This window comes from Clavibacter nebraskensis NCPPB 2581 (assembly GCF_000355695.1).
In the GTDB taxonomy this organism is placed as follows: Bacteria; Actinomycetota; Actinomycetes; order Actinomycetales; family Microbacteriaceae; genus Clavibacter; species Clavibacter nebraskensis.
Genome location: NC_020891.1, coordinates 1,701,842 through 1,715,394 on the forward strand (window position 1 = coordinate 1,701,842; position 13,553 = coordinate 1,715,394).

Below are 13,553 nucleotides of genomic sequence, written 5' to 3' on the forward strand. Positions count from 1 at the left end.
GTGGACGCCTGTTTCGCTCTGCGCGTAGGGGGCAGGGCGGTGGACGGCGATTCGGAGGGGGAGGCGGCGGGCGACGGTTAAGCTCGATGTCGGCTCGCGTCCCGCGAATGCCGGACGCACATGGAGGACAGCACGTGGCAGCATCCGATTATTCCGCCCGTCACCTCTCCGTCCTCGAGGGCCTCGAGGCGGTGCGCAAGCGGCCCGGCATGTACATCGGATCGACCGACTCGCGCGGTCTCATGCACTGCCTATGGGAGATCATCGACAACAGCGTGGACGAGGCTCTCGGCGGCCACGGCGACCTGATCGACGTGCGGCTCCATCCGGACGGCAGCGTCGAGGTCCGCGACACCGCACGCGGGGTGCCCGTCGACATCGAGCCCAAGACCGGCCTCTCCGGCGTCGAGGTCGTCTTCACCAAGCTGCACGCCGGCGGCAAGTTCGGATCCGGCTCCTACGCCTCCTCGGGCGGACTGCACGGCGTGGGCGCCTCCGTCGTCAACGCCCTGTCGGAGCGCCTCGACGTCGAGGTCGACCGCGGCGGCAAGACGTACGCCATGTCGTTCCGCCGCGGCGAGCCGGGCATCTTCGACGACCCGGGCGAGGCGACCCCCGACTCGCCGTTCCGCCCCTTCACGTCCGGCAGCGAGCTGCGGGTCGTCGGCAAGGTGCGCAAGGGCGTCACCGGCACGCGCATCCGCTACTGGGCCGACCGGCAGATCTTCACCCGCGGCGCGTCCTTCCTCACCGAGGAGCTCCTCGGCCGCGCGCGCCAGACCGCCTTCCTCGTGCCCGGGCTCCGCATCGACATCGAGGACCTGCGCGGCGACCAGCCGGTGCGGGAGTCGTTCCGCTTCGACGGCGGCATCGCCGAGTTCGTCGACCACCTGGCGGTCGACGCGCCGCTCACCGACACGTGGCGGCTCGAGGGATCCGGCACCTTCACCGAGACGGTGCCCGTCCTCACCGACGGCGGCGCCATGGTGCCGACCGAGCTCACGCGCGAGTGCGCCGTCGACATCGCGCTGCGCTGGGGCACGGGCTACGACACCCGCTTCAAGTCGTTCGTCAACATCATCTCGACGCCCAAGGGCGGCACCCACCAGGCCGGCTTCGAGGCGGGCCTGCTCAAGTTCGTGCGCGCGCAGGTCGAGGCCAACGCGCGCAAGCTCAAGGTCGGCACCGACAAGCTCGAGAAGGACGACGTGCTCGCCGGCCTCACCGCCGTGCTCACGGTGCGCTTCCCCGAGCCGCAGTTCGAGGGTCAGACCAAGGAGGTGCTGGGCACGCCCGCGGTGCGCGCCATCGTGTCCCAGGTCGTGCAGAAGGCCATGGCCGAGCGCTTCGCGTCGACGCGCCGCGAGGACAAGGCGCAGACCGCCGTGCTCCTCGAGAAGGTCGTGGGGGAGATGAAGTCGCGGATCTCCGCGCGCACCCACAAGGAGACGCAGCGCCGGAAGAACGCGCTCGAGAGCTCGTCGCTGCCGGCGAAGCTCGTGGACTGCCGGTCCAACGACGTCGCCAACAGCGAGCTGTTCATCGTCGAGGGCGACTCGGCGCTCGGCACGGCGAAGCTCGCGCGCGACAGCGAGTACCAGGCGCTGCTCCCCATCCGCGGGAAGATCCTCAACGTCCAGAAGGCGTCGCTGCCCGACATGCTCTCCAACACGGAGTGCGCTTCGATCATCCAGGTGCTGGGCGCGGGTTCCGGCCGCACGTTCGACCTGTCGGCGGCGCGCTACGGGAAGATCATCATCATGAGCGACGCCGACGTCGACGGCGCCCACATCCGCACGCTGCTGCTCACGCTCTTCTTCCGGTACATGCGGCCCATGATCGACGAGGGCCGCGTGTTCGCCGCCGTGCCGCCGCTGCACCGGGTGGTGGTCATGAACCCGGGGTCCAAGCCCAACGACGTGATCTACACCTACTCCGAGCGCGAGCTCGCGGCGGTGCTCGCCCAGGCCAAGCGGCAGGGCAAGCGCTACCAGGACCCCATCCAGCGCTACAAGGGCCTCGGGGAGATGGACGCCGACCAGCTGGCGACGACCACGATGGACCGCCGGAACCGCACGCTCCGCCGCGTGCGCGTCGACGACGCCGAGGCCGCCGCCCGCATGTTCGAGCTGCTCATGGGCAACGACGTCGCGCCCCGCAAGGAGTTCATCATCGACGGCGCCGGATCCGTGCGGGACCGCATCGACGTGTGACGCGCCGGCCACGAGCCGGATGCGCGGACGGCCGCGGACCCTCCTGGTCCGCGGCCGTCCGCGTCCGTGGCGCCGACGCGCCTACGTCTCGAGCGGCGCGGAGCCGTCCTCGGCCGACGGCTCGACGACGCCCGCGGCCGCGCCGGACGCGGCGTCGGGCGCCTCGGCGGGGGTGACCGCCTGGCCGACGCTCCCGATCGCCTTCTCCAGCGGGATGCCCGACCCGTCGCGCTTCATTCCCGTGGGCGGGAGCTGCCGCACCTCGCCGGCCGGCCCCACCGCGAGGGCGGGCCCGGGGCCGACCCAGGCGAGGGCGAGGTGGTCCTCGCCCTTGAGGTACGCGTGCGCGCGGACGCCGCCCGTGGCGCGGCCCTTGCGCGGGAAGTCGCCGAACGCGCTGACCTTCGCCCGGCCGGGATCCACGCCCGTGATGGTGGCGGAGGACGCCGAGACCGTCACGACCTGGGCGCCCTCGGGGGCGACGGAGGAGAAGAACAGCACGCGTGCGCCGGACGCGAGGTTGACGCCGGCGACGCCGCCCGCCTGGATGCCCTGGGGACGCACCGACACCGCGGGGAAGTGCAGCAGCTGCGCCTCGCTCGTGACGAACACGAGCTCGTCCGTCTCCGCGCCCTGTCGCGCGCCGACGACCTCGTCGCCCTTCTTCAGCGCGATGACCTCGAACTCGGGCTTCGCGGGCAGGGCGGTCGGGGCGATGCGCTTGACGACGCCCTGGCGAGTGCCGAGCGCGATCGCCTCCTCGGTGCCGAGCGCCACGAGCGCGACGACGCGCTCCTTCTTGTCCGTGAGGCCCAGGTAGTCACGGATCCGGACGCCGGCGCCGAGCTGCACGCTCGCGACGGGGACGACGGGCAGGTCGACCGGCGTCATGGTGATGAGCCGGCCGGTGTTCGTGATGGCGCCGATGCGCGTGCGGCTCGTGGTCTCGATCGCGGTGAGGACCGCGTCATGGGAGCTGCGGCGGACGGTCTGCAGGGGCGTTCCCGGCGCGTCGGCCGGCAGGTCGACCCGCACCGCGCGGCCCGTGGTCGACAGCAGCACCCGGCACGGGACGTCGGCGATCTCGAGCACGGGCGCCGACCGACGGCTCGCCGCCCCCGCGACGCTCGGCGCGGCCTCGGTGAGCAGCGTGCGGCGCGGCGTGCCGAAGCGGTCGGCGACCTCCTGCAGCTCGGTCGAGACGAGGGCGCGGAGCCGGCGGGGATCAGCCAGGATGGCCTCGAGCTCGGCGATCTCTGCCTGCAGGCGGTCGCGCTCCTCCTCCAGCTCGATGCGGCTGAACCGCGTGAGCCGGCGCAGGCGGAGCTCCAGGATGTAGTCGGCCTGCAGCGTCGAGAGGTCGAAGACGTCCATGAGCCGCGCGCGCGCCTGCTCGGTGTCGTCGCTGCCGCGGATGACCTGGATCACCTCGTCGATGTCGAGGATCGCGATCAGCAGGCCGAGGACGAGGTGCAGCCGTTCCTGCCGCCGGGCGAGCCGGTAGCGCGTGCGCCGCGTCACCACGTCGAGCCGGTGCGCCACGTAGACCTGCAGCAGCTCCTTCAGCCCGAGCGTCTGCGGGCTGCCGTCGACGAGCGCGACATTGTTGATGCTGAACCCGTCCTCCAGCGGCGTGTAGCGGTACAGCTGCTCGAGCACCGCCTCCGGGTTGAAGCCCGTCTTGATCTCGATGACGAGCCGCAGGCCGTGCGTGCGGTCGGTGAGGTCGGTGACGTTGGTGATGCCCGACAGCTTCTTGTTCTGGACGCCGTCCTTGATCTTCTCGATGACCTTCTCGGGGCCGACGAGGTACGGCAGCTCGGTGACGACGAGCCCCGACTTCCGCGGCGTGAGGCTCTCGACGGAGACGCGCGCGCGGGTCTTGAAGCTGCCGCGGCCCGTGAGGTAGGCGTCCTTGACGCCCGAGAGGCCGATGATCGTGCCGCCCGTGGGGAGGTCGGGCCCCGGCACGAAGGCCATGAGGTCGTCGAGCGTGGCGTCCGGGTGGTCGATGAGGTGACGCGCGGCGCCCACGACCTCGATGAGGTTGTGGGGCACCATGTTGGTCGCCATGCCGACGGCGATGCCGCTCGCGCCGTTCACGAGCAGGTTCGGGAAGGCCGCCGGGAGCACCGCCGGCTGCATGAACGCGTTGTCGTAGTTCGGGACGAAGTCGACGACGTCCTCGTCGAGCCCCTCGACCATCGCGAGGGCGGAGGCCGCCAGCCGGGCCTCCGTGTAGCGCGGCGCCGCGGGTCCGTCGTCGAGCGACCCGAAGTTGCCGTGCCCGTCGATGAGCGGCACCCGGAGCGTGAACGGCTGCGCCATGCGCACCATCGCGTCGTAGATGGCCGAGTCGCCGTGCGGGTGGAGCTTGCCCATCACCTCACCCGTGACGCGCGCGGACTTCACGTGCCCGCGGTCGGGACGGAGGCCCATCTCGCTCATCTGGTAGAGGATGCGCCGCTGCACGGGCTTGAGCCCGTCGCGCGCATCCGGCAGGGCTCGGGAGTAGATGACGGAGTAGGCGTACTCGAGGAACGAGTTCTCCATCTCGGTGGAGACGTCGACGTCCTCGATCCGCTCGGCGGGCTCGTCGGGCGTGGTGTTCGTGGTGGAGGGACTCATGGACTCTCTAGGTCGGGATCGGCGCTGCGCCTGATCGGCGTCGTGACGCGGATGCGCGCCCGGCCGCTGTGGCAGACTGGGCCGGATGGCCCCCATGCTACCGGCGTCCGGATCCCGCCGGATGAGCCTCACCGCGGTCATGCCCGGCTGCCTCGCGGCCCTCGCGGGGGAGGAGTCGGAAGCCGGCCTCCCGCCCGTCGACCGTGCCGTGGTCGTCCTTGTGGACGGGCTCGGCTCCGCCGCCCTCCGCGCCCGCGCCGGCCACGCGCGCCACCTGGTGCAGCGCTGGGGGAAGAAGGACGTCGTCGACGTGGGCTTCCCCACCACGACCGCCGCCAGCATCACCTCGCTCACCACCGGCGTGCGCGCGGGAGAGCACGGCCTCGTCGGCTACGCCGCGCTGGATCCCGCGCACGACCGCGTCCTCAAGCTGCTGTCCGGATGGGACGCGCGCAGCGTGCCGGAGGAGTGGCAGCCGGTGCCGACCGTGTTCGAGCGGGCGGTCGCCGCGGGCGTCCCCGCCTTCGTCGTCGGGGCAGCCCGCTACGCCGGATCCGGGTTCTCCCGCGCGGCGCTGCGGGGTGCGACCTACGTCGCGGCGGAGTCGATCGCCGAGCGCTTCGCGACCACCCGCGCGCTCCTGGACCGGGAGCCGCGCGCGCTCGCCTACCTCTACGTCCCCGAGCTCGACCAGGTCGCCCACTCGCACGGCTGGGAGTCGGACCGCTGGCTCCGGTCCCTCGAGGAGCTCGACCAGGCGGCGGGTCCCTTCCTCGACCGCCTCGGCCCGCGCGAGGGCGCGCTGATCACCGCCGACCACGGCATCGTCGACGTGCCCGCCTCATCCCAGGTCCTGTTCGACAGGGTGCCGGAGCTGGTCGCGGGCGTCCGGCACGTGGCAGGGGAGCCGCGCTGCCTGCACCTCCACGTGGAGCCCGGCGCCGATGCCGGCGCCCTGGCCGACGCCTGGCGCGCCTCGGAGGGGACGCGGGCCCACGTCGCGACGCGCGCCGAGGCCATGGCCGCGGACTGGTACGGACCCGTCCGCGAGGGCGTCGCGGCGCGCATCGGGGACGTGGTCGTCGCGACGCGTGCGCTCATCGCCTACTACGACGGCCGCCCGCGGGACCAGGGCGCCCGTCGGATGGTCGGCCAGCACGGGTCGTCCTCGGACGAGGAGCGCCTGGTGCCGCTCATCCGCGCCGGCGCGTTCGCGCGCGGCTGAGCCGCCGGACGCCGACGGCCGGGCCGCCCTCGGGGCGATCCGGCCGGATGACGCGGGTGGTCAGGCCAGGTGGTCGTCGTCGCTGCGGGCGCCGAAGACGATCTCGTCCCAGCTCGGCATCGCCGTGCGTCCGCGTCGTCCGGAGGGCTTCCCGGACCCGCGGCCCTCGCCGGTGCCGGGCGTGCGCAAGCCCTCGTCCTCGGCCTCGTCGCGCGGCAGGTCGCGGCCCGCGTCGACGCGGCCGATGCCGGGGATCACCGCGGACCGCAGCGGCGGCACGGAACGCTGGCCGCCGCGCGGCCGGGACAGCGGCTCGTCGCGCCGGGCGGCAGGCGCGGGCGCGTCCTCGGCGACGTCGTCGCCCTCGTCCTCGCGCGGCACGGACTCCCGCTCGCCCCGTCGGCGCCGGAGCGCCTCGAGCAGGTCCGCGGTCTCGTTGAGCTCCACCTGGGCGACCCGCGCCGGCTGCTGCGTGCCGGCGGGGTGGTTGCCCTGTCGCCCGAGGTGCGAGACGAACGCACCCTCATCGCGGCGAGGCGCCTCCCACAGCTGGGGAGCGGTGTCCTGCGTGCTCGACGCCGTCGGCTCGGGCAGGCGGAAGGCCCCGCTGTCGAAGCGCGTGACCCCGGCCTCCTCGTGCGTGTCGACGGCCTCGGGCGGCAGCGCCCGCAGGCGGGGGATGAGGACGCCGCGGATCTCGCCCTGCTGCGAGAGGGTGATCGCCTCGTTGTTGGCGGGGGAGAGCGCGTGCTTCTTCGCGTCGTAGGACCAGCGCGCGTCGTGCTCGATCTCCTCGCTCGTGAAGGCGACCTTCACGACCCAGCCGCCGAGCTGCTCCTTCCAGCTGCTCCAGCGCACCTCCTGCGCGCCGAGCGACTCGAGGCGCTCCTCGATGACCTGGCCGAACAGCGTGCCCTGGCCCATCGGGTCGACCTCGATGGCGGTGTGCACGGGCACCTTCATCGCGCTGCGGACGACGTGCTCGCGCTCGGCGACGACGGGACCCTCGAACTTGCGGACGTACTCGACGGACGCGCCGGTCTCCCGCGCGACGTCCTCGGCGCTCATGCCCTGGCGGATGAAGGACTGGATGATGCGCGGCGCGGCCTTGCGCGTGGCACCGCCGTCGGTGGACTGGCGGCGCAACGCGGAGCGGAACGCGTCGTCCATCACGAGACGGTGCCGGTCACCGCCCGCGGCCTCGACGACGAGGGCGCCGTCCTCGACTCCGACGATCTTCAGATCCTGCATGTGTTCCACGCCTCTCGCGCTCACTGGACGATTCACGATGACACGAGTCGGCCCCTCTTCCGGGGAATACGCGTGGCGCGCCGCGACTTGTGTCGGACGAGAGCGCACGGACGCGGGATCACGGCGGCGGATGGCACTCAGTTTGTGCGCGAACGGTGTACCGTGTGAGTCCGCATCCGCGGTCCGGGGACGGGCCGGCTCCCCGCATCCAAACCGCCGATCAGGAGGCCTGACAGGGGCCTCAGGACGGTTTGCTATCCGGATGCGATTCATGCAAACTGTGCCCGCCGATTCCGTTCGGCGGTTATTCGAGAAGTGGACAGGAATGGCAACTGATTACGACGCCCCGCGCAAGACGGAGGACGACTCCGACTCGATCGAGGCTCTGAAGGAGCGCGTCCCGGACCGCATGTCCGGGGTCGTGGACGTCGACGATGCCGACAACCCCGGGAGCTTCGACCTCGCCGGAGCCGACCTCTCCGACCTCGAGCTCGAGACGGTGGTGCTCCCGCCCCAGGCGGACGAGTTCACCTGCGTGAGCTGCTTCCTCGTGAAGCACCGCTCGCAGATCGACCACCAGGAGAAGCTCGGGCCCATCTGCCAGGAGTGCGCCGCCTAGAGCGACGCCGGGTGAGAGCCCTCCCGCAGGCCCCGCGCCTGACAGCACGTCATGATCGCCGCGATCCCCGGATCGCGGCGATCAGTCGTTCCGGCGTGCGCGTGGACAGCAGCCAGTAAGGAGCGGGATCCGACGCGTCCAGCAGCGGCACCCGCACCACCGGGTCCACCCATCCGCGGATGACCAGGTACGCCCGCGCGTGCAGCCGCGTGCCGCGCTCGGCCGTCGCCTGCGCGCCCCTGGACCCCTCGGGCTCGCCGAGCTGGTCGACGTCGATCGACGCGCGGCCGGCCCGCAGCCGCCCGTCGGCCACCTCGATGACGGGGCTCGTGAGCACCAGCGTGGCGACGACGCCCGCGTACAGCACGATGGCGACGATCACCCCGGCGACGACGCTGATGGGGAGGAACACGAGCAGGCTCGCGGGGATGACGAGGGCGGTGGCGACGAAGAGCCAGGGAGCCGGCCACAGCCGCTCCCTGTAGGGGGACGCTTGCATGCGCCTATTCGATCAGATTCCTGCACTAGCCTCGGACCGTGCCCGATCCCGTCGACGTCCTCATCGCGGGCGACGCCCCGATCCCGGCCTACGCGCATCCCGGCGACGCCGGCGCCGACCTCGTGAGCGCGGAGGCCCTGCGGCTCGAGCCCGGCCAGCGGGCCACCGTCGGCACCGGCGTGTCGATCGCCCTGCCGGACGGCTACGCCGCGTTCGTCCTGCCCCGCAGCGGCCTGGCCGCGCGCCACGGCATCACCATCGTCAACGCACCCGGCACCGTCGACGCGGGATACCGCGGCGAGATCCGGGTCACCCTCCTCAACACCGACGCCGACGCCGCGTACGATGTCGCGGTCGGCGACCGCATCGCGCAGGTCGTCGTCATGCCGGTCAGCCGGGTGCGCTTCGTGCCCGTCGAGAAGCTGCCCGGGAGCCACCGCGGCACGGGGGGCTTCGGCTCCACGGGCACCGGCGCCCTCCCCGCCCGAGATCCAGGAGACCGAACATGACCGACGAGAACGCGAACCAGCCGGACGACGCCGTCGCGGACGACGCCGAGCACGTCCTGGACGCCAAGTCCGCGCCCGACGACCGGGCCGACGAGGGGCCGCTCGACGAGACCGAGGCGAACCCCGTGCGTCCGTACGTCGACCTCGGCGGGATCAAGATCCTGCCGCGCGAGGGCCTCCACCTGCGTCTCGAGGTGGCCGAGGGCACGCAGCAGGTCGTCGCGATCGGCCTCGACTTCGCCGAGTCGAGCCTGCAGGTGCAGCCGTTCGCCGCGCCGCGCTCCAGCGGGCTGTGGCACGAGATCCGTACGACGATCGGGGAGCAGATCCAGCGCCAGGGTGGCACGACCCGCCTGGCCGACGGACCATTCGGCCCCGAGCTCCACGCGGTCATCCCGGTCGTGCAGCAGCCCGGCCAGTCGGCGGCGAGCACGCGCGAGGCCCGCTTCATCGGGGTCGACGGCCCGCGCTGGTTCCTGCGCGGCGTCATCACCGGCCGCGCCGTGACCGACCCCGAGGCTGCGGCCGCCGTCGAGGACCTCTTCCGCAGTATCGTCGTGGTGCGGGGATCCTCGCCCATGCCCCCGCGCGACCTCATCCCGCTCAAGATGCCCGCGGCCCAGGTCGGCACGGCGCCGGGCGCGGCTCCGGTCGGCGAGAGCCCGGCCCCCGCGCTGGGCGCCTGAGCGTGTCGGGGGAGGGCCCGGTCGGGAGGGATCCCCAGCGCCCCAAGCCCGCCGACGGAACGCACGCGCCCGACGGCACGTCGCGCGCGCCCGCGACCGCCCCGGGTGAGGCGATCGGCGCGAGCATGGCCCAGGCCGCCGAACGAGCGGGCCTCGGGCAGGCGGCGCGCGGCGAGACCATGACCGCCGCCGCCCTCCTCGCCGCGATGGGCGGCATCCGGGGCGTCCTCGAGGCGATCGTGCCCGGTCTCCTCTTCCTCGTCGCCTTCACGCTCACGCGCGACATCGTCCTCTCGGTCGCGGTCCCCGTCGTCGTCGCCGTCGCCGCGGTCGTGGCCCGGCTCGTGCAGCGCTCGGCTGTCGCCCCCGCGGTGGGCGGGCTCGCCGGCATCGTCATCTCGGCGATCCTGGCTCTCCGCTCGGGCGAGGGACGCGACTTCTACGCCCTCGGCCTGTGGACGAACGGCGCGTACTTCGCGGTGCTCCTGGTCTCCGTCGTGGTCGGGTGGCCCCTCGTCGGCGTCGCCGTGGGCTTCCTCACGGGAGACGGCACGGCGTGGCGGCAGGACCGCAGGAAGGCCAGGGCCCTCCGCCTCCTCACGCTCGTGTGGGTCGGCTTCTTCGCCCTGCGCCTCGCGGTGCAGGTCCCGCTCTACCTCTCCGACTCCATCGACGCGCTCGGCGTCGCCCGCCTCGTGATGGGCACGCCCCTCTACGGCGTGCTCCTCGTCCTGTCGTGGCTCTTCGTGCGCGCCGTGTACGCGAAGGACCCGGCGACACGCGTCACCGACTGACCTCAGCCCCTCTCGACGGCACCGCGCGCCGCGGCGTCCGGCGCGGTGGCGCGATGGTAGATTCATCTCGACGTCGAGATACATCGGCGCCGTCCCGCCTCGCGTCGGCGTGCCCGATCAGGGTCGCCTTACTGGACCCGGCCGCGGCGGGCGACCAAGATCGGATGACGGGCGGAATCGACTTCCGCGCCCATCCAGCGAGGGAAGAGGGCCACGTGTCTGCAATCAACAGCTTCGGCGCGAAGGACACACTCCGCGTCGGGGACACCGACTACGAGATCTACCGCATCGACACCGTGGCGGGCCACGAGCGTCTCCCGTTCAGCCTCAAGGTGCTGCTCGAGAACCTCCTCCGCACCGAGGACGGCAAGAACGTCACCGGCAGCCAGATCAGCGCCTTCGGCGACTGGGCCCCGGACTCCGAGCCCGACACCGAGATCCAGTTCACGCCCGCGCGCGTCGTGATGCAGGACTTCACGGGCGTCCCCTGCATCGTCGACCTCGCCACCATGCGCGAGGCCGTCGGCGAGCTGGGCGGAGACCCCACCAAGATCAACCCGCTGGCACCCGCCGAGCTCGTGATCGACCACTCGGTCATCGCCGACCTCTTCGGCTCCGAGGACGCGCTCGAGCGCAACGTCGACATCGAGTACGAGCGCAACGGCGAGCGTTACCAGTTCCTCCGCTGGGGCCAGACGGCGTTCGAGGACTTCAAGGTCGTCCCGCCCGGCACCGGCATCGTCCACCAGGTCAACATCGAGCACCTCGCGCGCGTCACCATGACGCGCGAGGTGGGCGGCGTCCTCCAGGCCTACCCCGACACCTGCGTCGGCACCGACTCGCACACCACCATGGTCAACGGCCTGGGCGTGCTGGGCTGGGGCGTCGGCGGCATCGAGGCGGAGGCGGCCATGCTCGGCCAGCCCGTCTCGATGCTCATCCCCAAGGTCGTCGGCTTCAAGCTCTCGGGCGAGATCCCCACGGGCGTCACCGCGACCGACGTGGTGCTCACTATCACGCAGATGCTCCGCCAGCATGGCGTCGTGGGCAAGTTCGTGGAGTTCTACGGCACGGGCGTCGGCGCCGTCCCGCTCGCGAACCGCGCCACCATCGGCAACATGAGCCCCGAGTTCGGCTCCACCGCGGCCGTCTTCCCCATCGACGACGTCACCCTCGAGTACCTGCGCCTCACCGGCCGCAGCGAGGAGCAGGTCGCGCTCGTGGAGGCGTACGCCAAGGAGCAGAAGCTCTGGCACGACGCGGACGTCGAGCCGTCGTTCAGCGAGTACCTCGAGCTCGACCTCTCCACGGTCGTCCCCTCCATCGCCGGCCCGAAGCGCCCGCAGGACCGCATCGAGCTCACCGACGCCAAGTCGCAGTTCGAGCGCGACCTCAACGACTACGCGACCGTCGACCACGACATCGTCGACCTCACCACGGCCATGAGCTTCCCCGCGTCCGACCCGGGCGAGCTCCAGCCAGAGGACGAGCACTCGTCGCACGAGCACCACCACGCGTCGCAGAGCCCCGCCTCGGTCACGAAGCCCACGCGCGTCACCCTGCAGGACGGCAGCGACTTCACGCTGGACCACGGCGCGGTCGCCATCGCCGCCATCACGTCGTGCACCAACACGTCGAACCCGTCGGTCATGCTCGCGGCCGGGCTCCTCGCCCGCAACGCCAGCAAGAAGGGCCTCAAGGCCAAGCCGTGGGTGAAGACCACGCTGGCGCCCGGATCCAAGGTCGTCACGGACTACTACGAGAAGTCCGGCCTCACCACGTACCTCGAGGCCCTCGGCTTCTACACGGTCGGCTACGGCTGCACCACATGCATCGGCAACTCGGGCCCGCTGATCGACGAGATCTCCACCGCGGTGCAGGACAACGACCTCGCCGTCACGGCCGTCCTCTCGGGCAACCGGAACTTCGAGGGCCGCATCAACCCCGACGTGAAGATGAACTACCTCGCGAGCCCGCCGCTCGTGATCGCGTACGCGCTGGCCGGGTCGATGAACTTCGACTTCGACTCCGACGCGCTCGGCACCGACAGCGACGGCAACGACGTGTTCCTCAAGGACATCTGGCCCGACGCGGCCGAGGTCCAGTCGACCATCGACAGCTCCATCGACACGGGCATGTTCACGCACCAGTACGCCGGCGTCTTCGACGGCGACGAGCGCTGGCGCTCGCTCCCCACCCCCACGGGCGCGACGTTCGAGTGGGACGCCGAGTCCACCTACGTGCGGAAGCCCCCGTACTTCGAGGGCCTCACCATGGAGATCACGCCGGTGTCCGACATCCAGGGCGCGCGCGTCCTGGCGAAGCTCGGCGACTCGGTCACGACCGACCACATCAGCCCCGCCGGCTCCATCAAGGCGGACAGCCCCGCGGGCCGCTACCTCGACGAGCACGGCGTCGGCCGCAAGGACTACAACTCATACGGCTCGCGCCGCGGCAACCACGAGGTCATGATCCGCGGCACGTTCGCGAACATCCGCCTGCGCAACCAGCTGCTCGACGGCGTCGAGGGCGGGTACACGCGCGACTTCACGCAGGAGGGCGGCCCGCAGTCGTTCATCTACGACGCGTCCGAGAACTACCAGGCGGCGGGCACCCCGCTCGTCATCCTCGGCGGCAAGGAGTACGGCTCCGGCTCGTCGCGCGACTGGGCGGCGAAGGGCACGAGCCTCCTGGGCGTCAAGGCGGTCATCACGGAGAGCTTCGAGCGGATCCACCGCTCCAACCTCATCGGCATGGGCGTCGTCCCGCTGCAGTTCCCGGCGGGCGAGTCCTGGGCCTCGCTCGGGCTCGACGGCACCGAGCAGATCAGCATCACCGGGCTCGAGGAGCTGAACTCGGGCACGACGCCGCGCACGGTCCACGTGGTCGCGGCGCCCACCGCCGACTCGCCCGCGGGCAAGCAGACGGTGGAGTTCGACGCGGTCGTGCGCATCGACACCCCCGGCGAGGCGGACTACTACCGCAACGGCGGGATCCTGCAGTACGTGCTGCGCAGCCTGGTGGCGTAACGGCGACCTGAGGAGGCCGGGCGGCGACGCCCGGCCTCCTTCGCGCATGCAGGGCCCTGCGTACACTCGATGAGGCGGAGGCCTGCGCATGGCTCCCGAC

Annotated in this window: 10 protein-coding genes; 7 read left to right on the top strand and 3 right to left on the bottom strand. The window is 72.0% G+C overall.

Annotation, left to right across the window (positions count from 1 at the left end):
* The first annotated feature begins 134 nt into the window (after nt 1-134).
* Nucleotides 135-2,213, top strand: a complete 2,079-nt coding sequence (locus tag CMN_RS08035) for a DNA gyrase/topoisomerase IV subunit B (protein WP_015490327.1) — start codon at nt 135-137, stop codon at nt 2,211-2,213.
* A gap of 81 nt (nt 2,214-2,294) precedes the next feature.
* Here the strand turns inward: CMN_RS08035 and CMN_RS08040 are convergent, their stop codons facing one another.
* Entirely contained in the window at nt 2,295-4,841 is a 2,547-nt protein-coding gene (locus CMN_RS08040; RefSeq protein WP_015490328.1) for a DNA gyrase/topoisomerase IV subunit A, read from the bottom strand.
* An 85-nt stretch (nt 4,842-4,926) separates the two neighbouring features.
* On the opposite strand from CMN_RS08040, the gene CMN_RS08045 reads away from it, so the two are divergent.
* Entirely contained in the window at nt 4,927-6,066 is a 1,140-nt protein-coding gene (locus CMN_RS08045; protein ID WP_015490329.1) for an alkaline phosphatase family protein, read from the top strand.
* Between the two features lie 60 nt (nt 6,067-6,126).
* Here the strand turns inward: CMN_RS08045 and sepH are convergent, their stop codons facing one another.
* Complete coding sequence (gene sepH, locus CMN_RS08050; RefSeq protein ID WP_015490330.1) at nt 6,127-7,317, bottom strand: septation protein SepH; 1,191 nt, start codon at nt 7,315-7,317, stop codon at nt 6,127-6,129.
* 325 nt (nt 7,318-7,642) lie between these two features.
* Between sepH and CMN_RS08055 the strand changes: the two genes are divergently transcribed.
* Nucleotides 7,643-7,936, top strand: a complete 294-nt coding sequence (locus CMN_RS08055; RefSeq protein WP_012038342.1) for a DUF4193 domain-containing protein — start codon at nt 7,643-7,645, stop codon at nt 7,934-7,936.
* 49 nt (nt 7,937-7,985) lie between these two features.
* On the opposite strand, the gene CMN_RS08060 is transcribed toward CMN_RS08055, so the two are convergent.
* Nucleotides 7,986-8,435 (bottom strand): DUF3093 domain-containing protein, encoded by a 450-nt coding sequence (locus CMN_RS08060; protein WP_015490331.1) that lies wholly within the window; start codon nt 8,433-8,435, stop codon nt 7,986-7,988.
* Between the two features lie 38 nt (nt 8,436-8,473).
* Between CMN_RS08060 and dut the strand changes: the two genes are divergently transcribed.
* From dut to acnA, 4 genes are all read left to right on the top strand, one after another.
* Nucleotides 8,474-8,944: a dUTP diphosphatase gene (gene dut, locus CMN_RS08065; protein WP_015490332.1), complete on the top strand. Its 471-nt coding sequence runs from the start codon at nt 8,474-8,476 to the stop codon at nt 8,942-8,944.
* The gene (locus CMN_RS08070; protein ID WP_015490333.1) at nt 8,941-9,630 is read left to right on the top strand and encodes a DUF3710 domain-containing protein; all 690 of its coding nucleotides are present in this window, start codon (nt 8,941-8,943) and stop codon (nt 9,628-9,630) included. The genes dut and CMN_RS08070 overlap by 4 nt, the downstream gene beginning before the upstream one ends.
* 2 nt (nt 9,631-9,632) lie before the next feature.
* Nucleotides 9,633-10,424, top strand: a complete 792-nt coding sequence (locus tag CMN_RS08075) for a DUF3159 domain-containing protein (RefSeq protein WP_015490334.1) — start codon at nt 9,633-9,635, stop codon at nt 10,422-10,424.
* Between the two features lie 215 nt (nt 10,425-10,639).
* Nucleotides 10,640-13,453, top strand: a complete 2,814-nt coding sequence (acnA, locus tag CMN_RS08080) for an aconitate hydratase AcnA (RefSeq protein WP_015490335.1) — start codon at nt 10,640-10,642, stop codon at nt 13,451-13,453.
* The last annotated feature ends 100 nt before the right edge of the window (nt 13,454-13,553 follow it).